Below are 22,097 nucleotides of genomic sequence, written 5' to 3'. Positions count from 1 at the left end.
GCCGAACCGGAGTCCCATAGTCCGATTCTCGCGCGGGACCGCCCTGCCCGCGCCCTGTCGCGGGACGGTCCCGGGCAGAGGGCCGCGCGGGGGGCGGGGCGAAGGGTGGAACCACCCGTCCCGGTAGGGCAGTCTCTTCCCTCGTGGGGAGCGTTCCGTATCAGGGTGGGGTGCCGGACGGCACGCGCGCGCACATGGTGGTGTGCGGGGACGACGGGCTCGCGCACCGGCTGGCCGCCGAGTTGCGGGGGGTGTACGGCGAGCACGTGACACTGGTCGTGCCGCCCTCCGAGCGCACGGTACGGCCGCCGGTGGTGGGCCGGACCCGTACGGCGTCGGCGCTGCTCGACCGGGTGGACCGGGTGGTGAGCGCGGCCGTGAGCCGGGCCGGGGTGGGCGCCGGCGGCGCGGCCAACGGCACCGGCACCGGCAACGGCACGGGCGGTCAACCGGCAGGCCCGGACCGGCTGCTGGAGGCCGCCGAACTGACCGAGGCCGTGCTCGCGGACGCGGGCGTGGAGCGGGCGGCGGCACTGGCCCTGGTGTACGACGACGACGAGACCAACATCCGCGCCGCCCTGACCGCCCGCCGTCTCAACCCGCGGCTGCGGCTCGTGGTGCGCCTGTACAACCGGCGGCTGGGCCAGCACATCGAGGAACTCCTCGACCAGGCCGCTGCGCTGGCGGTCGGCGGCGGCGACGCGGCGGCGGGCACCTACGCGTCCACGACCGTGCTGTCCGACGCGGACACCGCCGCGCCCGCGCTGGCCGCCAGTGCCGTCGTGGGCACCAGCAAGGTCGTCCAGACCGACGGACTGCTGCTGCGCGCGGTGGAGCGGCCGCCGCCCGCGCCGGGACAGGTCGCCGACCCCGGGCTGTGCACCCTGGCCCTGCTGTCCGCGACGAGCAGCGACCCGGCCGGAGCGGACGGTTCCGAGGACAGCGGCGACCAGCGGCCGCAGCTGCTCCCGGACGAGGCGGCGGTGGAGGCGGCCACCGGGCGCGGGACCGTGGTGCTGGAGCAGGTCTCGTATGGCGCCGGCCAGCCGCTGTCCGCCCGGCGCGTGGTGGCGGCGGCCGTGCCTCCGCTGACGTCGCTGTTCTCACGGCGGCTGCGGTGGACGGTGGCGGGCCTGCTGGCGTGCGTGTTCGCGCTCGCGGTGGCGCTGTGGGTGGTGGCCGGGGTCCATCCGCTGGGCGCGGTGTACCTCACACTGCTCGACCTGTTCGCCATCGACGACCCGGCGCTCGGCGAACCGGTCGGACGCCAGCTCCTGCAACTGCTGACCGGGCTGGTGGGCGTGCTGCTGCTGCCGGTGGTGCTGGCGGCGGTGCTCGAGGCGCTGGGCACGTTCCGGTCGGCGTCCGCGCTGCGCAGGCCGCCGCGGGGGCTCGGCGGGCACGTCGTCCTGCTGGGACTCGGCAAGATCGGCACGCGGGTGCTGACGCGGCTGCGGGAACTGCGGATTCCCGTGGTGTGCGTGGAGTCGGACCCGGAGGCGCGCGGTGTGGCCACGGCACGGCGGCTGCGGGTGCCGGTGGTGCTCGGGGACGTCACGCAGGAGGGCGTGCTGGAGGCCGCGAAGATCCACCGCGCGCACGCGCTGCTCGCCGTGACCAGCGCGGACACGACGAACCTGGAGGCCGTGCTGTACGCGCGGTCCGTGCGCCCCGACCTGCGGGTGGTGCTGCGCCTGTACGACGACGACTTCGCCACCGCGGTGTACCGCACCCTGCGGGCCGCGCACCCGCACGCCCTGACCCGCAGCCGGAGCGTGACGCACCTGGCGGCGCCCGCGTTCGCCGGCGCGATGTTCGGCCGGCAGATCCTGGGGGCCATCCCGGTGGAGCGGCGGGTGCTGCTGTTCGCGTCCGTGGACGTGGGCGGGCATCCGCAGCTCGAGGGCAGGACGCTGGCGGAGGCCTTCCGTCCCGGGTACTGGCGGGTGCTGGCGCTGGACGTGGGGATGACCGCGGACGCACGGCGGGAGCCGACGGCGGAGGCGGCGGCCGAGCACCCGGACCGGGCCTCGGGCCTGGTGTGGAACCTGCCCGGCACCTACGTCCTGCGCGGGCAGGACCGGGTGGTGCTCGCGGCGACCCGGCGCGGGCTGGCGGAGCTGCTGGGCCGCGGGCCGCGGGGGCGGACGGGAACACAGGGGACGTAGGAGGCGCGCGGGGCGGGCACAGGTGGCCCAAGGGCGCTCTGCCCTCGAACCACCCGCGTCCCGCGCCGCGGCCGCCCTACTTCTGCTTCTCCTTCAGCTGCTTCTCCTTCGGCAGATACCGCTCCGCGAAGTCCAGTTCCAGGCGGATCTGCTTGATGCGTTCGTCGACGACCAGGGAGCCGTGGCCGGCGTCGTAGCGGTACACCTCGTGGACTGCCTCGCGCGCCTCCAGGCGCTTGACGTAGTTCTCGATCTGGCGGATCGGGCAGCGCGGGTCGTTGACCCCGGCGGAGATGTAGACCGGCGCCGCGACCCGGTCGACGTACGTCAGCGGCGAGGAGGCCTCGAAGCGCTCCGGCACCTCCTCCGGGGTGCCACCGAGCAGCGTGCGGTCCATGGCCTTCAGGGCTTCCATCTCGTCGTGGTACGCCGTGACGTAGTCGGCGACCGGGACCACAGCGATGCCCAGCGCCCACAGCTCGGGCTGGGTGCCGAGACCGAGCAGGGTGAGATAGCCGCCCCAGGACCCGCCGGTGAGGATCAGGCGGGCCGGGTCGGCCAGTCCCGAGCCGACGGCCCACTCGCGGACCGCCGCGATGTCCTCCAGCTCGATCAGGCCCACCCGGTGCTTGAGCGCGTCGGTCCACGCCCGGCCGTAGCCCGTCGAGCCGCGGTAGTTGACCCGGACCACCGCGTACCCGTGGTCGACCCAGGCGGCCGGGCCCGCGGCGAAGGAGTCGCTGTCGTGCCACGTGGGGCCGCCGTGGATGTCGAAGACCGTGGGGAGCGGTCCGGTCGCGCCCGCGGGCCTCTGGACCAGGGCGTGGATACGGCCGCCGGGGCCCTCCACCCACACGTCCTCCACCGGCACCGACCCCGGGGACTTCATGCCGGGCGGGTCGAGGACCACCCCGCCGTGCGTCGAGCGGACCGCGGAGGGCTCGGCCGACGAGGACCACAGGTACTCCACGCTGCCGTCGGGGCGGGCGGTCGCGCCGGAGACCGTGCCGGGCGGGGTGGGTACCGGCGTCAGCTCGCGGGTGGCCAGGTCGTAGCGGAACAGCTCGCTGCGGGCCTCGAAGCCGTGCACCACGAGCAGGCCGCCGCCGTCAGGGCACCACTCGGCGCTCACGTCGCCGGGCAGGTCGAGGGCCAGGTCGTGCTCCTCGCCCGTCGCCACGTCCCACACCAGCGGCTCCCAGCGGCCGCGTCTTTGGTGGCCGACCAGCAGCCGCGTGTCCCCGTCGACCGGGGCGAAGCCCAGCACGTCCAGGCCCAGCTCGACCGTCCCGCCCTTGGTGTCGTCCAGCTCGGCGACCGTCGTGCCGTCCGGGCGCAGCACGCGCAGCGCCGAGTGCATCGCGTCGCCGTGCTCGGTGTGCTCCAGGGCGATCAGCGAGCCGTCGTGGGAGAGGTCGCCGACACCCGCCGACTCGCGGTGCCGGTAGATCTCCGTCACCTGCCCGTCGCGGGCCAGGTGCAGGGTCGTGCCGTCCTCGTCCGTGGAGCGCCCCACGACCGCCGTGCGCCCGTCCCGGCCGAGCGCGAGCCCCGCCGGATACGACGCGCCGAGGCCGGGCACGGCGGCCTCGTCGGCCCCGCCCTCGAAGGGCTGGCGCCGCCAGACGCCGAACTCGTCGCCGTCCTTGTCGTCGAACCACCAGATCCAGCGCCCGTCCGGCGAGAGCACACCGTCCGTCGTGCCGTTCGGCCGATCGGTGACCTGCCGCTGGTCACCCGTCGTCCGGTCCCAGGCGTACAGCTCGTACGTCCCCGTCGCGTTCGACACGAACAGGGAGCGCTCCGGCGCGTCCTCCGCCCAGTCGGGCAGGGACACCCGGGGCGCTCGGAAGCGCTTCTCCCAGTCCGGCATCTCCTCGATGAGTGGCCGCCGGTCGAGCTGCTGCGGCGAGTCGGACCCGTTGCTCTCAGTCATGACCCCATACTGCACGGTTCCGAGGACAACGCGCTGTCCGGTCTCCCCAGCCTGTGGAAAACTCCGCCCGGACTCTTCGCATCCTCTTGCCATTTCCACACCGTTCCCGCCCGCCCGGTGCCCTGCGTCCCGTCCCCCCGGCGCGCTGCCGGGCCGACCCCGCGACCGGGGCGCGGCGTCCGGCACCGTACCGTTGAGGGCGTGTACCGGTTTCTGCTGACACCTCGCTGGTGGGGCATCAACGTCTTCGTGCTGCTCGCCATCCCCTTCTGCGTGTTCATGGGGTCCTGGCAGCTGAGCCGGTTCGAGGCGCGAGTGCAGGACCACCGGACCGCGACCGAGCAGGCCGCCTCCTACCGCAAGGAGGCGCCGCGCCCGCTGGACCGGCTGCTGCCCGTCGACAAGCGCACGTCCGGCATGCAGACCACCGCGGCCGGCCGGTACGCCGATCAGCTGCTGGTCCCGGACCGCGATCTGGACGGCAGGGCCGGGTACTACGTGCTGACGCTGCTGCGCACCGACTCCGGCAAGGCGCTGCCGGTCGTCCGCGGCTGGCTGCCCGGGAAGCCGGACGCGGCCGGGGTCCCGGCGCCGCCCGCGGGCGAGGTCACGGTCACCGGAGCGCTCCAGGCGTCGGAGACGCCGGGTGACAACGGGGTCAGCGCCCGGGGCGGGCTGCCGTCCGGGCAGACCGCGGCGATCAGCGCGGCCTCGCTGGTGAACCTCGTGCCGTACCCCGTGTACGACGCGTGGGTCACCCTCAACCACGCCGATGCCGGGATGACGGCGGTACCGGCGAAGGCCCCGGACAACACCGGGCTCGACCTGAAGGCGTTCCAGAACCTCGGCTACACCGGCGAGTGGTTCGTCTTCGCCGGCTTCGTGGTCTTCATGTGGTTCCGGCTGCTGCGCCGCGAGGTGGAGGCCGTACGGGACGCGGAGCTGGGGCTCGCGCCCGAGCAGGCGCCGGCGCCCGCGTCGAGCGGCGCGTCCGGCGCCTGACCGTCCCCCTCGGGGCCTGTTCCGGTGAGCGCGCCTGCCGGGCGACGGGGCGCAGACGGGCGAACTCGGCACAGGCCCTACGACGCCGGGAGCACTCCGGTCCGGTAGATCGTCCCCGCACACGCGTTCGTGACCGTCACCGACGCCGAGGGCGAGCCGGCCTCCGGGGTGTGGGAGACCACGACGCCGCCGTCGGCCGTGCCGTCCGTCAGGAGCATCTGGGTGGAGGCGCCGGAGTCGCCGCCGGTGGTCGTGGCGCCCGTGGTGCTGACGCCCTGGGTGGGGGACGGGTCGGACGAGGGTCCGCCGGTCTCGCTGCCGCCGGTGCCGCTGCCGCCGCCGGTGGTCGGACAGGTCTGGGAGGGCACCCAGGCGAACTTCACCTCGTACGCCGAGCCGGACGGCAGGACCAGCCCGGTCACCTCGGTGGAGGGGTCGGGCAGTCCGGCCGCCGCGTCGCCGGAGGTGTGGGCGACCACGGTGATCCTGGTGGCGTCGGCCGCGCCCTGGGCGAGGGTGCCCACCGAGCCTGAGCCGCCGACCCGGCAACTGCCGCCGGAGACGTTGGTGACGTGGAAGGTGCCGTAGACGACACCGGCCGAGTCGGGGGCGTCGACGGTGGCGGTGGCGGAGCCGAGCTGGGAGGCCTCGCACACCGGGGTGTCGCCGCCCGGGTCGGCCGCGGGGCTGTCCGGACCACCGGTGGGTCCGCTGTCGGCGGCGCTGCTCGGACCGCCCTTGCTGTCGTCCTTCCGGTCCTTCGTACCCTCGCCGGCGGCCTTGCCCGAGGAGCCGCCGATGGCGCTCTCGCCGCCGTCCGGGCCCTTGCCCCGGCCCGCGTCGCCCTGGGCCTGTGAGGCCTGGCCCGCGATGGCCGGGTTGGCGTCGGAGGCGGCGGTGTTGGAGACGTGCACGAGGGCGGGGATGGCGGTGCCGACGAACAGGGCGGCGGCCGCCATGCCGACGACGGCCTGCCGCTTGCGGGCCCGCCGCGCCGGGACCGCGCGCCGCAGGTGGTCCAGTGTGCCGTCCCGTGGCTCGACGTCCTGGACCGCGTCGTGCAGCATCCTGCGCAGTGCCAGCTCGTCCGAGTCGAGCCCGTCCGGGCCGAGTTCGTCGGGGCTGTGGTTCACGGTTCCGTTCCCAGCGTGCGATGACGTGTGCTCTTGATGATGCGGCTCGGGCGACGCGTCGGGTTCATGTTCCTCGTACGTGTCGCGGTCCTCGTCGTGCTCCCTCATGCCGACGCCCCCATCGCGACCCGCAGCGCCGCGATGCCGCGCGAGCCGTAGGCCTTGACCGAGCCCAGCGAGACGCCGAGGGTCTCGGCGACCTGCGCCTCGGTCATGTCCGCGAAGTAGCGCAGCACCAGGACCTCGCGCTGACGGCGCTGGAGGCCCTTCATCGCCTTGATCAAGGAGTCGCGCTCCAGCTGGTCGTAGGCGCCCTCCTCGGCGCTGGCCATGTCCGGCATCGGCTTGGACAGCAGCTTCAGGCCGAGGATGCGGCGGCGCAGCGCGGAGCGGGAGAGGTTGACGACCGTCTGCCGCAGATAGGCGAGGGTCTTCTCCGGGTCCCGGACGCGTTTGCGGGCGGAGTGGACCCGGATGAAGGCCTCCTGGACCACGTCCTCGCAGGAGGCGGTGTCGTCGAGGAGGAGCGCGGCCAGGCCCAGCAGGGACCGGTAGTGCGCGCGATAGGTCTCGGTGAGGTGGTCGACGGTGGTGCCGGCCGCCGCGGTCTCCTCGGCGGCCTCACGCTGGCTGGGTATGCGGGCTGGCCGCGCGGCGGGCATGGGCGCGATCACCGGCATGCCGCCGGGCACGCGCGGACGGAGCGCCGCGCGGGGCGGTCGGAGGGCGGCGCCGCGGGTCGCCGCCGGGGATACCGCCCGCTCGAAGAGCTTGGGGGTGAACTCGAGAACCTCTGCCACGCCAGTTGGACACGTCTCCCCCCACTGAGGTTGTACGTGCCGGGCAAGTCGATTGCGCCAGGTGACACGTCCGGCGCCGTTCTCGTGGCAGGCGGCACAAAATGCACGTCGTATGCCCTCATGCGTCCCGTTCATCCCCTATGCCTGAATCGCCGGAACGTCCCCACGCCCCGCAGCGTCCCCACGCCCGCGAAGGGCGACCGCAAAGACGCTCCCCGCCCTTCGCGCGGTTGCAAAGGACGGGGAGGCAAATCATCGGCCGCCGAACAGCGAACAGCATGGATCAAGTGGCCCAGCCCACCAGCCGACTTGATTCTCACATGGATCCTACAAACGGAAAGGCCCCTGGCCACGGTATTTCCGGCGGCGACGGTCCCGTGCGACAGGAGTCACGGTGCCTCGGCGGCCACCAGCTCCGCGATTTGCGCGATGTTCAGCGCCGCGCCCTTGCGCAGGTTGTCACCGCACACGAAGAACTCCAGCGCCGTGGGATCGTCCAGCGCCCGGCGCACCCGCCCGACCCAGGTCGGATCGGTGCCCACCACGTCGGCGGGCGTGGGGAACTCGCCCGCGGCCGGGTTGTCGTAGAGCACCACGCCGGGCGCTGTGGCGAGGATCTCCCGTGCCCTGCCGACCGTGACCTCGTCCTCGAAGCGGGCGTGGACGGTCAGGGAGTGCGTGGTGACCACCGGGACGCGCACGCAGGTCACGGCGACCGGCAGCCGCGGCAGCCCGAGCACCTTGCGGGACTCGTCCCGGAGCTTCATCTCCTCCGAGGACCAGCCCTCCTCGCACAGCGACCCGGCCCACGGCACGACGTTCAGCGCCACCGGCTCCGGGAACGGACCGGTGTCGTCCCCGACGGCCCGCCGCACGTCACCGGGGCTGGTCCCCAGCTCCGTGCCCGCCACCAGGGACAGCTGCCGGCGCAGGGTCTCCACGCCCTCGTCCCCGGCCCCGCTCACCGCCTGGTACGAGGAGAGGACCAGCTCGCGCAGGCCGAACTCGGCGTGCAGCGCGCCCAGCGCCACGATCATGGACAGGGTGGTGCAGTGGGGGCTGGAGACGATCCCGCGCGGGCGCCGCCGCACCGCGTGCGGGTTGACCTCGGGCACCACGAGCGGCACCTCCGGATCCGCGCGGAAGGCGCCCGAGTTGTCGACCACCACCGCGCCCCGGGCGGCGGCGAGCGGCGCCCAGTGCGCGGCGGCCTCGTCGGGGAGGTCGAACAGGGCGATGTCCACCCCGTCGAAGGCGTCCTCGGCGAGCGCGGCCACCTCGACCTCCTCGCCGCGCACGGTCAGCCTGCGGCCGACCGCGCGCTCGGGCTCCCCTCCCGCCGTACGCGAGTGAGAGCCCGGGGAGCCCGCAGGCAGGGCGAGCAGGCGGATGTCGCCCCAGATGTCCGCGCGCTGGGACAGGATCCGGAGCAGGACCGTGCCGACGGCTCCGGTCGCTCCCACGACCGCGAGCGTCGGTCGGTCGCTCATCGCCCGGTGCCTCCGTAGACGACGGCCTCGTCGCTGTCGGAGTCGAGCCCGAAGGCACTGTGCACGGCGCGCACGGCCCCCGGCACGTCGTCCTGGCGGGTGACGACCGAGATACGGATCTCGGAGGTCGAGATCAGCTCGATGTTCACGCCCGCGTCGGACAGCGCGGTGAAGAAGTCGGCGGTGACGCCCGGGTTGGTCTTCATACCCGCGCCGACCAGGGAGATCTTGCCGATCTGGTCGTCGTAGCGCAGGGAGTCGAAGCCGATGCCGGCCCGGTTCTTCTCCAGCGCGTCGATGGCCTTGCGGCCCTCGGCCTTGGGCAGCGTGAAGGAGATGTCCGTCAGGCCGGTGGCGGCGGCGGACACGTTCTGCACGACCATGTCGATGTTGATCTCGGCATCGGCGATCGTACGGAAGATGGACGCGGCCTCGCCGGGCTTGTCGGGCACGCCGACGACCGTGATCTTGGCCTCGGAGGTGTCGTGTGCGACACCGGAGATGATGGCCTGCTCCACCTTCTTGACCCCTTGCTGAATCGGCTCGCTGCTGACCCACGTGCCCTGCAACCCGCTGAAGGAGGAGCGGACGTGGATCGGGATGTTGTACCGGCGCGCGTACTCCACACAGCGGTGGAGCAGCACCTTGGAGCCGGACGCGGCCAGCTCCAGCATGTCCTCGAAGGAGATCCAGTCGATCTTCCGGGCCTTCGCCACCACCCGCGGGTCGGCGGTGAACACGCCGTCGACGTCGGTGTAGATCTCGCACACCTCGGCGTCGAGGGCGGCGGCGAGCGCCACGGCGGTGGTGTCGGACCCGCCACGCCCCAGCGTGGTGATGTCCTTGCCCGCCTGGCTGACGCCCTGGAAACCGGCGACGATGGCGATGTTGCCCTCGTCCAGCGCGGTCCGGATGCGGCCCGGCGTGACGTCGATGATCCGGGCTTTGTTGTGCACCGAGTCGGTGATGACACCTGCCTGGCTGCCGGTGAACGACTGGGCCTTGTTGCCCAGGTTTTTGATCGCCATGGCCAGCAGGGCCATGGAGATCCGCTCTCCGGCGGTCAGCAGCATGTCGAGCTCGCGCCCGGCAGGCATCGGGGAAACCTGCTCGGCGAGATCGATCAGCTCGTCCGTCGTGTCGCCCATCGCGGAAACCACGACAACCACGTCGTTGCCGTTCTTCTTGGCTTCCACGATCCGCTTGGCGACGCGCTTGATGCCCTCGGCATCGGCTACGGAGGAGCCTCCGTACTTCTGCACGACAAGGCCCACGTGCGCTCCTCGCTCAGTCCGTGTCCATCGCACTCGCGCATACGCGGTGCGGTCGGCTCAGTCTATCGAGCGTCCGAATTTCCCATTCGCGATATCGCATGGTGAGATGCCCGGCGCCCGCTGGTCAGACGGCTCATGCCCAGGGACCGGAACGCCACTCGGAAAGTGCGCCGCGTCACACCGGGCGCTCAGCGCGCGCGGCGCAGGCCCAGTGGGTCCGCGATCTCCTGTGCCATGACCTTGCCGGCCTCGAACTCCAGGGTCTCGTCGCCCATGCCCTGGTCGGTGTCCAGGCCGTCCAGCTCCTCCAGGGGCTGGTTGAGGCGGACGTGGGCGACCAGGGACTGCAGGGCGCGCAGGGTGGCGGAGGCCGTGGAACCCCAGTTGGAGAAGTAGGAGAACTGCCACCACCACAGGGCCTCGGTGGTGCGGCCCGCGCGGTAGTGGGCCATGCCGTGCCGCAGGTCGGCCATGACGTCCGCCAGGTCGTCGGAGATACGGGCCGGCACGGGCGCCCGGCGCGGCTCGTAGGGGTCGAAGACCTCGGAGTAGACGTCGATCGGCTCCAGCAGGCGCGCGAGGTTCTCGCGGAGCTGGTCCACGTCCGGCTCCGGACCGGGGTCGGGTTCGTAGCGCTCGTCGGGGACGATGTCCTCGTGCGCGCCGAGCCGGCCGCCGGCCAGCATCAGCTGGGAGACCTCCAGCAGCAGGAAGGGCACCGCCGAGTCCGGCTCGTCGCCCTTGGCGACCTCGGTGACCGCGACCAGGAAGCTCTCCACCTGGTCGGCGATCTGGACCGCGAAGTCGTCCGGGTTCTGGCTGGTGGCGTGCAGCGTGGCGTCAGACATCTAGGAGTCGTCTCCCCTCGAAGGCGCGGCCGAGAGTGACCTCGTCCGCGTATTCCAGGTCACCGCCCACCGGGAGGCCGCTGGCCAGGCGGGTGACCTTCAGGCCCATGGGCTTGATCATGCGGGCGAGGTACGTCGCCGTCGCCTCGCCTTCGAGATTCGGGTCCGTGGCCAGGATCAGCTCGGTGACCGTGCCGTCCGCCAGACGGGCCAGGAGTTCCCGGATGCGCAGGTCGTCCGGGCCGACGCCCTCGATGGGGCTGATCGCCCCGCCGAGGACGTGGTAACGGCCGCGGAACTCACGGGTGCGCTCGATGGCGACGACGTCCTTCGGCTCCTCGACCACGCAGATGACCGAGAGGTCGCGGCGGCTGTCGCGGCAGATCCCGCACAGCTCCTCCTGCGCGACGTTGCCGCAGGTCGCGCAGAAGCGGACCTTCGCCTTCACCTCGAGCAGGGCCTGGGCGAGCCGCCGTACGTCCGCCGGTTCCGCCTGGAGGATGTGGAAGGCGATCCGCTGCGCGCTCTTGGGACCGACGCCGGGCAGCCGCCCGAGCTCGTCGATGAGGTCCTGGACCACGCCTTCGTACAACGGACTGCCGCCCTTCCTGGATCGCTTCGGTACGTACGGTAGTTGCCCGGCGGCCGTCTCAGAAAGGCAGCCCGGGGATTCCGGTGCCGCCGCCCAGGCCCTGGGCCAGCGGACCGAGCTTCTGCTGCTGGAGGGTCTGGGCGTTCTCGTTGGCCGCCTGGACGGCGGCGATGATCAGGTCGGCGAGGGTCTCGGTGTCCTCCGGGTCCACCGCCTTGGGGTCGATCTTCAGCGCGCGCAGCTCGCCGGCGCCGGTGACGGTGGCCTTCACCAGACCGCCGCCCGCCTGCCCGTCGACCTCGGTCCGCGCCAGCTCCTCCTGGGCCCTCTGAAGGTCCTGCTGCATCTTCTGGGCCTGCTGGAGCAGCTGCTGCATGTTGGGCTGGCCACCACCGGGAATCACGATCAGCTCCTGCTCTCGTACGGCTGTCCGGGCGGGGGCCGATGGACCGGTTCCCCGCTGGCACGAGCCTACGTGGTCCGGGCAGGCAGCGCCCCGCCACTCTTTCGAGTGAGTCCTGGATGAGCCCTGTACCTGATCAAGGCCCTCTTACGAGCGGAAAAGCCGTGCTCCCCGGCGCCTCGCCACCCGTTGGGGGGTAGGAAGGGTCCGGCGTGTGAGCCAGCGTCACGGACCGTGATCAGTAGGGAGTGCCGGGTGGGTCAGCCGGAGATGCAGCCCGAGCGTCCGCCGCAGGACGGGCGGGGCGATGGGGCGGCCGGGCTGCGGCCGGGCGATCTGACCGGGCGGCCGTTCCCGCTCGGCGACTGGGGCGAGCCCGCGCAGCGGCTGGACGAGCTGTACCGCTGGGTGGAGCGGGGGGCGCTGCAGACCGTGGCCTGGTATCTCGGGGAGCGGATGTGGAAGCGGCGCGGGGCCCGTGCGCTGCGGGTCGGGGCCGCGGCGGGGGCGGTGACCGGGGCGGCGCTGCCGCTGCTCGATCTGACCGGGGCGGCCGGGGGCGCGGCGCCGTGGGGGTATGTGGCGCTGCTGCTGTGCGTGGCGTGTGTGGGGATCGACCGGTACTTCGGGGTGACGGCGGGGTGGATGCGGGACGTGGCGACCGCGCAGGCCGTGCAGCGCCGGTTGCAGGCACTGCAGTTCGACTGGGCGTCCGAGAACGTACGGGAGGTCCTGGGCCCCGCGGAGGGGACGGCCGGTGAGGCCGCCGAGCGGTGCCTGGGGGTGCTGCGGCGGTTCTCGGAGGACGTCACGGAGCTGGTGCGCACGGAGACGGCGGACTGGATGGTGGAGTTCCGTATCGGCTCGGCACCGATGGGGCTCCAGGCGGCGGGGCCCGGGGCCGCCGGGCGGTCCGAGCCGGGTGGCGGGCACGGGCGCCTGCCGCTGCCGCCGGGCGCCGCACGGCCGAACATGCCCCGGCAGCGACCGCCGGAACCACGCTGACTCCGGTCACTGCCTGGTGTACGTCAGCTTCTCCCCGGTGCCGGTGTTCACGCGCTGGAGCGTGCCGTCCGGCAGCAGGACGACCTGCGTGGCCGCGCCCGGGTTGCACCCCTCCTTCTGCCGCCCGGTCGTCACGACGGAGGGGCCGATCTCCAGCGGGCCGCCGTCGCCCGGCCGCCGGGTGAGCCGGGCCTCGAACACGCAGTGGTAGGTGCCGCCGCTGTCGATGGGGCCGTCGGCGGCGAGGGTGAGCACGGTGTCGCCCACGTCTCCCTGGGTGATGGTGAGCCGGCGGCTGTTCGAGCCGTAGGCGTTGTCGATCGTCGCCGTCCAGCTGCCGAGGTAGCCGGTCGGGACCGCGCCGTCGGACGGGGACGAGGACGGGGGCTGCTGCGAGGCCGCCGGGGACGGGTCGGGGCCGGTGGCGTCGTGCGTGGACGCGCTGACGGTCGGCGTCGGGCCGGGCGCGCCGCCCTTGTGGTCGCTGTCACCGCCGTCGCGCATCAGCACGTACACGGAACCGCCCGCGCCGAGCGCCACCACCAGTGCCACCGCGACGAGGGCCGCGGTGGAGCGACCGCTGCGGCGCGGCTCCCGCTCCGGGAACCGACTCGGCCCGTACGACGGCGTCGAGCCGATTGGAGGCGGCCCGTACGGCGGGGTCTGGCCCGGAGTCCGGCCCAGAGCGCCGTACGGGTGATGCCCGGCCTGCGGGCGCTGCTGGGGATACCCGTGGGCGGCGGGGTGCGGATGCTGGTGGGGGTAGCCGTACGGGCCGGGAGCCGGCGGTGGCGGAGCGCCGGACGCACCGGGCGGGACGAACGGCCCGTGAGGGCCGGGCGCACCCGGAGGGGCAGCCCCGACGGCTCCGAACCCGGCTGGAGCGGCGGCTGCTCCCGAGGTACTGGGGGTACCGGACGACGCCGACGTCCCATGAGAGCCGGGCGCGGCCGAAGCGGCGCCGACAGCCCCGGGCGTGCCGGACGACGCAGGCGGGCCATAAGGGCCCGGCGTACCCGGAACCCCACCGGCTCCCGGCGTGCCGGGCACACCGGACGACGCCGACGGCCCATGAGAGCCGGGCACGCCCGAAGCAGCGGTCCCGGCGGCAGGCGCCCCCGGTGCGAACCCAGGGGCCACGGGAACTCCGGGCGCGCCGGACGGTCCGTGAGCGTCGGGCGCGGCGGGAGCGGGCGTGCCCGGCTCCGGGGCCGCAGGCGCCTGGGGCTCCCCCGCCGCCCCAGCGGCGCCCGGGGCCTGGACCCCGGGGCCCGGCGGCTGCTTGGTGAGGGCGACGGGTTCCCCCGGCACAGCCCCGGGGACACCCGGCGCGCCGGACGACGGGGTGATGCCCGGCGTGTCCGGCGGCGGGGGCGTGTCCGGCGTCTCCTCCGGGTTACCCGGGTCCTCTGGGTTCTCCGGGTTCTCCGGGTTCTCCGGGTTCTCCTCGTTCAGGAGTTGGACCGCGTGGCGGCCGAGTTGGGCGACCAGGGCGCCCGGCAGCCAGGGGTCGCGCAGGCGGCCGTCGGCGATCGTGTCCTCGGCGCCGGTGCGCTGGATGATCCGGTCCACGGTGGGACGGGCCGCCGGGTCCTTCCTCAGGCAGGCGCGGACGAGGTCGGCGATGCCCTCGGGCAGCGCCTGAAGGTCGGGTTCCTTCTCGGCGATGCGGTACATCAGCGCGTGCACTCCGCTGTCGACGCCGCCGAACGGAAGCACGCCTGTCGCCGCGTACGCGAGGATCGAGCCCAGGCAGAACACGTCGCAGGCGGTCGTGATCCGGTCGCCGCGCACCTGCTCGGGCGCCATGAACCCGGGCGAGCCGACCAGCGCGCCGGTCCGCGTGAGCCCGCCGTCCGTGACGGTCTCCAGGGCCCGGGCGATGCCGAAGTCGATGACGCGCGGCCCGTCGATCGTCACCAGCACGTTGGAGGGCTTGAGGTCGCGGTGGATGAGACCCGCGGCGTGGATGTCCTTCAGCGCGCCCGCCAGCCCGGCCGCGAGGATCCGCACCGACCGCTCGGGCAGCGGGCCGTGGTCGCGTCCGACGACCCGCTGCAGGCTCGGCCCGGCGACGTACCCGGTGGCGAGCCACGGCACGGCGGCCTCGGTGTCCGCGTCCAGCACGGGCGCGGTCCAGTGCCCGCCGACCTGCCGCGCGGCCCGCACCTCCTGCCGGAACCGCGCCCGGAACTCCTCCTGCTGCGCCAGTTCCCGCCGCACCAGCTTCACGGCGACGGTCCGCCCCCGGTCCGACCGGGCCAGGAACACCTGCCCCATGCCGCCGGCCCCGAGCCGCGCCAGCAGCCGGTACGCGCCAATTCTCTGCGGATCGCCCGGCCCCAGCCTCTGCATCGCCGAACCGCCTCCCCCGATATCCCCCGATACGGCTCCTGTGCGTCAGACCGAGAATAGTGCGGCGGCCCGGACGGCCGGGCGACCCGGCGTCTACGGTTCCGTAACAGGTCCGACCCGCGCGGCCCCCCTCCCGACAACCTGTCGCTAAAACCCCGCGTCCACAGACAGGGCGCCGATGTCGCGCCCCCGCCCATGCCGTTTACCCTCGGCCGCATGACCCCTCAGCCGAATCCCGAAGCCGGCGCAGTCGTCAAGGCCGCGGACCGGGCGCACGTGTTCCACTCCTGGTCCGCCCAGGACCTCATCGACCCGCCGGCCGTGGCCGGTGCCGAAGGGTCCTACTTCTGGGACTACGACGGCAAGCGTTTCCTGGACTTCACCAGCGGACTCGTCTTCACCAACATCGGCTACCAGCACCCCAAGGTCGTCGCCGCGATACAGGAGCAGGCCGCCACCCTGGCCACGTTCGCGCCGGCGTTCGCCATCGAGGCGAGGTCCGAGGCGGCGCGGCTGATCGCCGAGCGGACACCGGGCGACCTGGACAAGATCTTCTTCACCAACGGCGGCGCGGACGCCGTCGAGCACGCGGTGCGCATGGCACGGCTGCACACCGGGCGCCCCAAGGTGCTCTCGGCGTACCGCTCGTACCACGGCGGCACGCAGCAGGCCATCAACATCACCGGCGACCCGCGGCGCTGGGCGTCGGACGCCGGCTCGGCGGGTGTGGTGCACTTCTGGGCACCGTTCCTTTACCGCTCCCGGTTCTACGCCGAGACCGAGGAGCAGGAGTGCGCGCGGGCCCTCGAGCACCTGGAGGCGACGATCGCCTTCGAGGGCCCGGCGACCATCGCCGCGATCATCCTGGAGACCATCCCCGGCACCGCCGGGATCATGGTGCCTCCGCCCGGCTACCTGGCCGGGGTGCGCGAGCTGTGCGACAAGTACGGGATCGTCTTCGTCCTGGACGAGGTCATGGCCGGCTTCGGGCGTACCGGTGAGTGGTTCGCGGCGGACCTCTTCGACGTCGTGCCGGACCTGATGACCTTCGCCAAGGGCGTGAACTCGGGATACGTGCCGCTGGGCGGCGTCGCCATCTCCGGGAAGATCGCGGAGACCTTCGGCAAGCGGGCCTACCCCGGCGGCCTGACGTACTCCGGGCACCCGCTGGCGTGCGCGGCGGCCGTCGCGACGATCAACGTGATGGCCGAGGAGGGCGTCGTCGAGAACGCCAAGCGGCTCGGCGCCGAGGTCGTGGAGCCGGGCCTGCGCGAGCTGGCCGAACGGCACCCGAGCGTCGGCGAGGTGCGCGGCACCGGCATGTTCTGGGCCCTTGAACTGGTGAGGAACCGCGAGACCCGCGAGCCGCTGGTGCCGTACAACGCGGCCGGTGAGGCGAACGCCCCCATGGCGGCCTTCGGCGCCGCCGCGAAGGCGAACGGCCTGTGGCCCTTCATCAACATGAACCGCACGCACGTCGTCCCGCCGTGCAACGCGACCGAGGCCGAGCTGAAGGAGGGCCTGGCGGCGCTGGACACCGCGCTGGCCGTGGCCGACGAGCACACCGTGCAGTAGCACGGGCCGCGACGAGCCGGATTCGGAGGCATCGCGAACGCGTAAGGTGGCGTGCTCGTAGACATGGACGTACGAGTACGCCACCCGCACGCGCAAGGAGACGCCCCGACCATGCCCGGCATCAGCGGCAACGGCGCCGTGACGCGCAGCACCCTGCGGCAGCAGATCGCGGACGCGCTCCGGGACGAGGTGCTGGCCGGGCGGCTCCAGCCGGGGCAGGAGTTCACGGTCAAGGAGATAGCCGAGCAGTACGGGGTGTCCGCGACCCCGGTGCGCGAGGCGCTCGTCGACCTGTCCGCGCAGGGCCTGCTGGAGGCCGACCAGCACCGCGGCTTCCATGTGCGCGAGTACTCGCTGCACGACCTCTACGACATGATCAAGGCCCGTGCGCTGATCACCGACGGCATGTTCCAGGCCGCCGTCTCGGCGCCCCAGGAGTTCCGCCGGTCCGACGACCCCTACGTCAAGGCCACGCTCACCGGGGTGCGGCGGCGCGGCGAGGAGGCCCAGCGCGCGGCCACCGCCGGCGACCTGACCGTCCTGATCGGCTACGACCTGCGGTTCTGGCGGGAGCTCGGCGCCCTGTTCGGCAACCCGTACCTCTCCGACTTCCTCAACCGGCTGCGCGTGCAGTTCTGGGTGTGCGCGGTGCAGCACCTGCGCCGCCGCGGCGATCTGCGCGGCCTGCTGTGGTCCTCCCACACCGAACTCGTCGACGCCATGGCGAGGGGCGACGCCCCGGCCGCCCGGGCGATCGTCGCCGCGTACAACGCGCACGACCTGGCTCTCGTCGAGCGGCTGGCCACCGCATGAGCGGGACCGTCACCGGGACCGTCGACCTGTCCGTCGTCATCCCGGCCTACAACGAGGAACGGCGCCTCGGCCCCACCCTCGACGCGGTCACCGCGTATCTGGCCGAGCACGAGGACCGCTTCGGCTCGTGGGAGGTCGTCGTCGCCGACGACGGTTCCACCGACGGCACCGGCGGCCTCGTCACGGACCGCCGGGACCCGCGTGTCCGGCTGGTCGCCGGCGACCGCAACCGCGGCAAGGGCCACGCCCTGCGCCTCGGGGTGGCCGCCACCCACGGCCGCCGGGTGCTGGTCACCGACGCGGACCTGGCCGCCCCCATCGAGGAACTGGAACAGCTCGACAAGGCGCTCGGCGAGGGCGGCGCGGCCGCGATCGGGTCCCGCTCGGTGCCGGGCGCGACGATAGCCAGACGCCAGCACCGGGTGCGCGAACTGCTGGGCCGCGCGGGGAACTTCCTGATACGGCGGGTCGCGGTGCCCGGCATCCGCGACACCCAGTGCGGCTTCAAACTCTTCGAGGGCGACCAAGCCCGCGAGGCCTTCGCCGCCTCCAGGCTGAGCGGCTGGGGCATAGACGTGGAGGTCCTCCAGCACTTCCGCCGCCGTGACTGGCCGGTGGCCGAGGTGCCGGTCCGCTGGGCCCACCAGTCCGGTTCGAAGGTCGCCCCGCTGGACTACCTCCGGGTCCTCGCCGAACTGGGCCGGCTCAAGGCCCGCTCCGTCCGCCCGGCCGACCTGTTCGCCGGCGCGCTGTTCCTGCTGATGGCGGTCACCCTCTACTCGGGCCGCCTCTTCGACCCCGGCCACCGCTACCTCCCCGACTCCCTCCAGGACCAGAACCAGTGGGAGTGGTTCTTCGCGGTCACCGCCGACAGCGTCGCCCATCTGCGCACCCCCCTGTTCACCGACCTCCAGAACTTCCCGGACGGCGTGAACCTCATGGCCAACACGGTCATGCTCGGGATGTCCGTCCCCTTCGCCCCGCTCACGCTGGCCTTCGGTCCGGCGCTCTCGCTGAGCGTCTGCATGACCCTGGGGCTCGCGGCCACCGCGGCCGCCTGGTACTGGCTGATCGTCAAACGGGTCGTACGGCACCGGGGCGCGGCCTTCACCGGCGCCTGCCTGGCCGCCTTCGCCCCGCCGATGGTCAGCCACGCCAACGCGCACCCGAACTTCGTGATCCTGTTCATGATCCCGCTGATCGTCGACCGGGCGCTGCGCCTGGCCGAGGGCGCCCGGGTGCGGCGGGACGGGATCGTGCTCGGGCTGATGACGGCGTACCAGATCTTCCTCGGCGAGGAGCCGCTGCTGCTCGCCGCGATCGGCATGGCCCTGTTCGCCGCCGCGTACGGGCTCGTCCGCCGAGAGGTCGCGCGGGCGGCCTGGCGGCCCCTGCTGAAGGGACTGCTGATCGCCGCGGCGGTGTGCCTGCCGATCGTCGCCTACCCGCTGTACTGGCAGTTCGCGGGCCCGCAGAGCTACAAGAGCGTGCTGCACGGCGACAACGCCGGCAACAGCCCGCTCGCCCTGATCTCGTTCGCCGAGCGCTCCCTGTTCGCGGGCGACGCCCAGAAGGCGAACGCGCTCTCCCTGAACCCCACGGAGCAGAACGCCTTCTACGGCTGGCCGCTGCTCCTGCTCGCCTTCGGCATCGCCGTACGGCTGTGGGAGCACGCGCTGGTGAAGGCGCTGGCGGTCACGACGGCCGCCGCGGCCCTGCTGTCCCTGGGCCCGAAGTTCCGCGTCCCGCTGACCGATACGGTCTACCCCGGCCCGTGGGCGCCGCTCGCGCATCTGCCGCTGTTCGAATCGGTCATCGAGGGGCGCGTGGCGATGATCTGCGCCCCGGCGCTGGGCATGCTGCTGGCGATCGCAGTCGCCAGGATCACCGCCACCGGCCGCGTCGGCACGCTCTACGGCGGCCTGCTGGCCGTCTGTCTCGCGCTGCTGCCGCTGGTCCCGGCGCCGCTGAAGGCCGAGGACCGCGCCCCGGTGCCGGAGTTCATCACGGCCGGCCAGTGGAAGTCCTACGTCCGCGACGGCGAGTCCCTGGTGCCGATCCCGCTGCCCGACCCGGGCAACGCGGAGGCCCTGCACTGGCAGACCGCGGCCCACCTCGGCTTCAAGCTGCCCGGCGGCTACTTCAACGGCCCCTACGGCCCCGACCGCGTCGGCATCTACGGCGCCGTTCCCCGCTACACCTCCAACCTGCTGCGGGACGTGAGCTACACCGGGTCCGTACCGGCCATCGGCAAGGACTGGCAGGCCCAGGCGCGGCGGGACTTCGCCGACTGGCACGCCGGTGTCCTGGTGCTGGCACCCCAGCCGCACGAGGAACCGCTGCGGGACGCGGTGACGAAGCTGGTGGGCCGTCCGGGCACGTGGACCGGCGGGGTATGGGTATGGGACCTGCACGAGGTGAGCTGAGCGGCTCCGTACCGACTAGGCTTCTACACTCTTCGACCACCGAACACGCTGAACGTCCTGCCCTCCCCGAGGAGCCCTCTTTGGCCTGTGACCTGTGGCTGGTACCGCTCGTCGACGTCTTGTGCCACACCCCGGACAACCCGTTCGCCGAGGAACTCGCGCAGTACAACAAGGTGCTCGCCGAAAACGGGCTTCCACCGGTGCCGGTGTACCAGTACATGCCCGGCCTGTCCGGGGAGGTGGCGCCGGTGGCCGGCTTCGACTACGACGCGCTGCACTTCCTGCGCCGCGCCCACCTCCTCCAGGTCTGCGGCCTGCCGCTGACCCCGGTCGACGAACTGGGCGGCGACTACGAGCAGTTGCTGGAGATGTTCGAGTCGACGGCCCAGCAGTCCCACCTGGTGTGGCACTACGACCACGCCGGCGCCTACGTCCCCCTGGACTTCCCGCACCCGCTGTCCAACGAGGAACTCCTGGCCGGTGGCGGCCCGTTGGGCTCCTCGCAGGCCCTCCTGCGCGAACTGGAGCACGTCGCACCGTCGTTGGGCATCGACCCGGCCAACCCGCCCGCGGCCCCGCAACCGCCGTCCGCGCCCACGGAGCTGGAACAGCCCGCCGCACCCGCGCCCTACGATCCCAGCCCGTTCGCGCGCGAACGCCACGTGTGGCTGGGCCTGCACGCGGCGGCCACGCGGAGCCTGGCCCAGGGCTCGATGATCGTCTTCAGCTGAGGCCGAGGCGGAGGCGGACGCGGGACGGCCGGGCGGATTCACCGCGCCGTCCGTCCCGTCGCGTCTCCCGGAAGGGGGACGCGTCAGATGAACGAGTTGATCTCGATCGTCTCGTCGCGGCCCGGTCCCACGCCGATCGCGGAGATCGGGGCGCCGGACATGTCCTCCAGGGCCTTGACGTAGGCCTGGGCGTTCTTCGGGAGGTCGCCGAAGGTCTTGGCCTTCGTGATGTCCTCCTGCCAGCCGGGGAGGTACTCGTAGACGGGCTTCGCGTGGTGGAAGTCGGTCTGGGAGTAGGGAAGCTCCTCGACGCGCTCGCCGTCGATCTCGTAGGCGACGCAGACCGGGATCTGCTCCCAGCCGGTGAGGACGTCGAGCTTGGTGAGGAAGAAGTCGGTCAGGCCGTTGACCCGGGTCGCGTAGCGGGCGATCACCGCGTCGAACCAGCCGCAGCGGCGGTCGCGGCCCGTCGTCACACCCCGCTCGCCGCCGATCCGGCGCAGCGCCTCGCCGTCCTCGTCGAACAGCTCGGTCGGGAAGGGGCCGGAGCCGACGCGGGTGGTGTAGGCCTTGAGGATGCCGATGACGCGGCTGATCTTCGTCGGGCCGACGCCGGCGCCCGTGCAGGCACCGCCCGCGGTCGGGTTGGAGGAGGTGACGAAGGGGTACGTGCCGTGGTCGATGTCCAGCAGCGTGCCCTGGCCGCCCTCGAAGAGGACCACCTTGTCCTCGTCCAGCGCCTGGTTGAGGATCAGGACCGTGTCGGCGACGTACGGCTTGATCTGGTCGGCGTAGCCCAGCAGCTCCTCGACCACCTGGTCCACGGCGATCGCGCGGCGGTTGTACAGCTTGGTGAGGATCTGGTTCTTGGCGTCGAGGGCCGCCTCGACCTTCTGGGTGAGGATCGACTCGTCGTACAGGTCCTGCACCCGGATACCGACGCGGTTGATCTTGTCCGCGTAGGTCGGGCCGATGCCCCGGCCCGTGGTGCCGATCTTCCGCTTGCCGAGGAAGCGCTCCGTCACCTTGTCGACGGTGACGTTGTACGGCGTGATGACGTGGGCGTTGCCGCTGATCAGCAACTTGGACGTGTCGACGCCCCGCTCGTTCAGACCGCTCAGCTCGGAGAGCAGGACCGACGGGTCGACGACCACACCGTTGCCGATGACCGGCGTACAACCGGGCGAGAGGATTCCGGAAGGGAGGAGGTGCAGTGCATACTTCTGATCACCGACGACGACGGTGTGACCGGCGTTGTTTCCGCCTTGGTATCGCACTACATAGTCCACCGAACCACCGAGCAGGTCGGTGGCCTTCCCCTTGCCCTCGTCACCCCACTGAGCACCGAGCAGCACAAGTGCGGGCACGCGCGTACACCCCTTCCGGGCGGGGCATGTCCAGGGTCAGGGGCGTACGCGGAGGGTTCACCGCCGCGTGCACCACGACCGTCGTCGGCCGCTCAACCGTCGGACCGGATGCCCCGGAATAGACGAAGCCCCTGGCGCAATAGCGCAAAGGGGCTCTTGCACCAAGATGCTACCCGAGG

17 protein-coding genes are annotated in these 22,097 nt (G+C 72.7%); 7 read left to right on the top strand and 10 right to left on the bottom strand.

Features of this window, described 5'->3' with window-relative positions; all coding sequences use genetic code 11:
- Positions 1–194 precede the first annotated feature (194 nt).
- A complete protein-coding gene (locus tag CG719_RS11360; protein WP_100568587.1) occupies positions 195–2,168 on the top strand; it encodes an NAD-binding protein in 1,974 nt (657 codons plus the stop codon).
- A 76-nt stretch (positions 2,169–2,244) separates the two neighbouring features.
- Here CG719_RS11360 and CG719_RS11355 read toward each other — a convergent pair whose 3' ends face one another.
- Entirely contained in the window at positions 2,245–4,104 is a 1,860-nt protein-coding gene (locus tag CG719_RS11355; protein ID WP_100568442.1) for a S9 family peptidase, read from the bottom strand.
- A 201-nt stretch (positions 4,105–4,305) separates the two neighbouring features.
- On the opposite strand from CG719_RS11355, the gene CG719_RS11350 reads away from it, so the two are divergent.
- On the top strand, positions 4,306–5,106 hold the full coding sequence (locus tag CG719_RS11350) for an SURF1 family protein (protein ID WP_100568441.1): 801 nt from the start codon (positions 4,306–4,308) through the stop codon (positions 5,104–5,106).
- A gap of 77 nt (positions 5,107–5,183) precedes the next feature.
- Here the strand turns inward: CG719_RS11350 and CG719_RS11345 are convergent, their stop codons facing one another.
- The 7 genes from CG719_RS11345 to CG719_RS11315 all read right to left on the bottom strand — a co-directional run bounded on the left by CG719_RS11345 (position 5,184) and on the right by CG719_RS11315 (position 11,646).
- Positions 5,184–6,239: a hypothetical protein gene (locus tag CG719_RS11345; RefSeq protein ID WP_199836599.1), complete on the bottom strand. Its 1,056-nt coding sequence runs from the start codon at positions 6,237–6,239 to the stop codon at positions 5,184–5,186.
- A gap of 104 nt (positions 6,240–6,343) precedes the next feature.
- Positions 6,344–7,039, bottom strand: coding sequence for a SigE family RNA polymerase sigma factor (locus CG719_RS11340; protein WP_376493187.1), 696 nt, complete (start codon positions 7,037–7,039; stop codon positions 6,344–6,346).
- A 389-nt stretch (positions 7,040–7,428) separates the two neighbouring features.
- Entirely contained in the window at positions 7,429–8,529 is a 1,101-nt protein-coding gene (locus CG719_RS11335; RefSeq protein WP_100568439.1) for an aspartate-semialdehyde dehydrogenase, read from the bottom strand.
- Positions 8,526–9,803 carry an aspartate kinase gene (locus tag CG719_RS11330; RefSeq protein ID WP_100568438.1) on the bottom strand — a complete coding sequence of 426 codons (1,278 nt, stop codon included), beginning with the start codon at positions 9,801–9,803 and terminating at the stop codon, positions 8,526–8,528. Before CG719_RS11330 ends, CG719_RS11335 begins: the two co-directional genes overlap by 4 nt.
- A 188-nt stretch (positions 9,804–9,991) precedes the next feature.
- On the bottom strand, positions 9,992–10,651 hold the full coding sequence (locus CG719_RS11325) for a DUF5063 domain-containing protein (RefSeq protein ID WP_100568437.1): 660 nt from the start codon (positions 10,649–10,651) through the stop codon (positions 9,992–9,994).
- Positions 10,644–11,243 carry a recombination mediator RecR gene (recR, locus tag CG719_RS11320; protein WP_100568436.1) on the bottom strand — a complete coding sequence of 200 codons (600 nt, stop codon included), beginning with the start codon at positions 11,241–11,243 and terminating at the stop codon, positions 10,644–10,646. Before recR ends, CG719_RS11325 begins: the two co-directional genes overlap by 8 nt.
- A 58-nt stretch (positions 11,244–11,301) precedes the next feature.
- Positions 11,302–11,646 (bottom strand): YbaB/EbfC family nucleoid-associated protein, encoded by a 345-nt coding sequence (locus tag CG719_RS11315; RefSeq protein WP_100568435.1) that lies wholly within the window; start codon positions 11,644–11,646, stop codon positions 11,302–11,304.
- A gap of 255 nt (positions 11,647–11,901) precedes the next feature.
- Here CG719_RS11315 and CG719_RS11310 point away from each other — a divergent pair, with 255 nt between their 5' ends.
- The gene (locus CG719_RS11310; protein ID WP_100568585.1) at positions 11,902–12,651 is read left to right on the top strand and encodes an SLATT domain-containing protein; all 750 of its coding nucleotides are present in this window, start codon (positions 11,902–11,904) and stop codon (positions 12,649–12,651) included.
- Positions 12,652–12,657: 6 nt separating this feature from the next.
- Here CG719_RS11310 and CG719_RS11305 read toward each other — a convergent pair whose 3' ends face one another.
- The gene (locus tag CG719_RS11305) at positions 12,658–15,006 is read right to left on the bottom strand and encodes a serine/threonine-protein kinase (RefSeq protein WP_100568434.1); all 2,349 of its coding nucleotides are present in this window, start codon (positions 15,004–15,006) and stop codon (positions 12,658–12,660) included.
- 216 nt (positions 15,007–15,222) lie between these two features.
- Between CG719_RS11305 and CG719_RS11300 the strand changes: the two genes are divergently transcribed.
- From CG719_RS11300 to CG719_RS11285, 4 genes are all read left to right on the top strand, one after another.
- Positions 15,223–16,581: an aspartate aminotransferase family protein gene (locus CG719_RS11300; RefSeq protein ID WP_100568433.1), complete on the top strand. Its 1,359-nt coding sequence runs from the start codon at positions 15,223–15,225 to the stop codon at positions 16,579–16,581.
- A gap of 111 nt (positions 16,582–16,692) precedes the next feature.
- Positions 16,693–17,394 carry a GntR family transcriptional regulator gene (locus tag CG719_RS11295; RefSeq protein WP_100568432.1) on the top strand — a complete coding sequence of 234 codons (702 nt, stop codon included), beginning with the start codon at positions 16,693–16,695 and terminating at the stop codon, positions 17,392–17,394.
- The gene (locus CG719_RS11290; RefSeq protein WP_100568431.1) at positions 17,391–19,820 is read left to right on the top strand and encodes a dolichyl-phosphate beta-glucosyltransferase; all 2,430 of its coding nucleotides are present in this window, start codon (positions 17,391–17,393) and stop codon (positions 19,818–19,820) included. Before CG719_RS11295 ends, CG719_RS11290 begins: the two co-directional genes overlap by 4 nt.
- Before the next feature lie 80 nt (positions 19,821–19,900).
- Positions 19,901–20,551, top strand: a complete 651-nt coding sequence (locus CG719_RS11285) for a hypothetical protein (protein ID WP_100568430.1) — start codon at positions 19,901–19,903, stop codon at positions 20,549–20,551.
- Between the two features lie 83 nt (positions 20,552–20,634).
- On the opposite strand, the gene CG719_RS11280 is transcribed toward CG719_RS11285, so the two are convergent.
- Positions 20,635–21,918, bottom strand: coding sequence for an adenylosuccinate synthase (locus tag CG719_RS11280; protein ID WP_100568429.1), 1,284 nt, complete (start codon positions 21,916–21,918; stop codon positions 20,635–20,637).
- Between the last annotated feature and the right edge of the window lie 179 nt (positions 21,919–22,097).

Source organism: Streptomyces sp. CB01373 (genome assembly GCF_002803075.1).
Lineage (GTDB): Bacteria > Actinomycetota > Actinomycetes > Streptomycetales > Streptomycetaceae > Streptomyces.
This window is presented reverse-complemented; position numbering and strand designations above follow the sequence as displayed.

Excerpts from the sequence above, each read along its gene's own strand:
- CG719_RS11300 (WP_100568433.1), top strand. The coding sequence starts at position 15,223 with ATGACCCCTCAGCCGAATCCCGAAGCCGGCGCAGTCGTCAAGGCCGCG.
- CG719_RS11335 (WP_100568439.1), bottom strand. The coding sequence starts at position 8,529 with ATGAGCGACCGACCGACGCTCGCGGTCGTGGGAGCGACCGGAGCCGTC.
- CG719_RS11325 (WP_100568437.1), bottom strand. The coding sequence starts at position 10,651 with ATGTCTGACGCCACGCTGCACGCCACCAGCCAGAACCCGGACGACTTC.
- CG719_RS11295 (WP_100568432.1), top strand. The coding sequence starts at position 16,693 with ATGCCCGGCATCAGCGGCAACGGCGCCGTGACGCGCAGCACCCTGCGG.
- CG719_RS11360 (WP_100568587.1), top strand. The coding sequence starts at position 195 with ATGGTGGTGTGCGGGGACGACGGGCTCGCGCACCGGCTGGCCGCCGAG.
- CG719_RS11290 (WP_100568431.1), top strand. The coding sequence starts at position 17,391 with ATGAGCGGGACCGTCACCGGGACCGTCGACCTGTCCGTCGTCATCCCG.
- CG719_RS11305 (WP_100568434.1), bottom strand. The coding sequence starts at position 15,006 with ATGCAGAGGCTGGGGCCGGGCGATCCGCAGAGAATTGGCGCGTACCGG.
- CG719_RS11355 (WP_100568442.1), bottom strand. The coding sequence starts at position 4,104 with ATGACTGAGAGCAACGGGTCCGACTCGCCGCAGCAGCTCGACCGGCGG.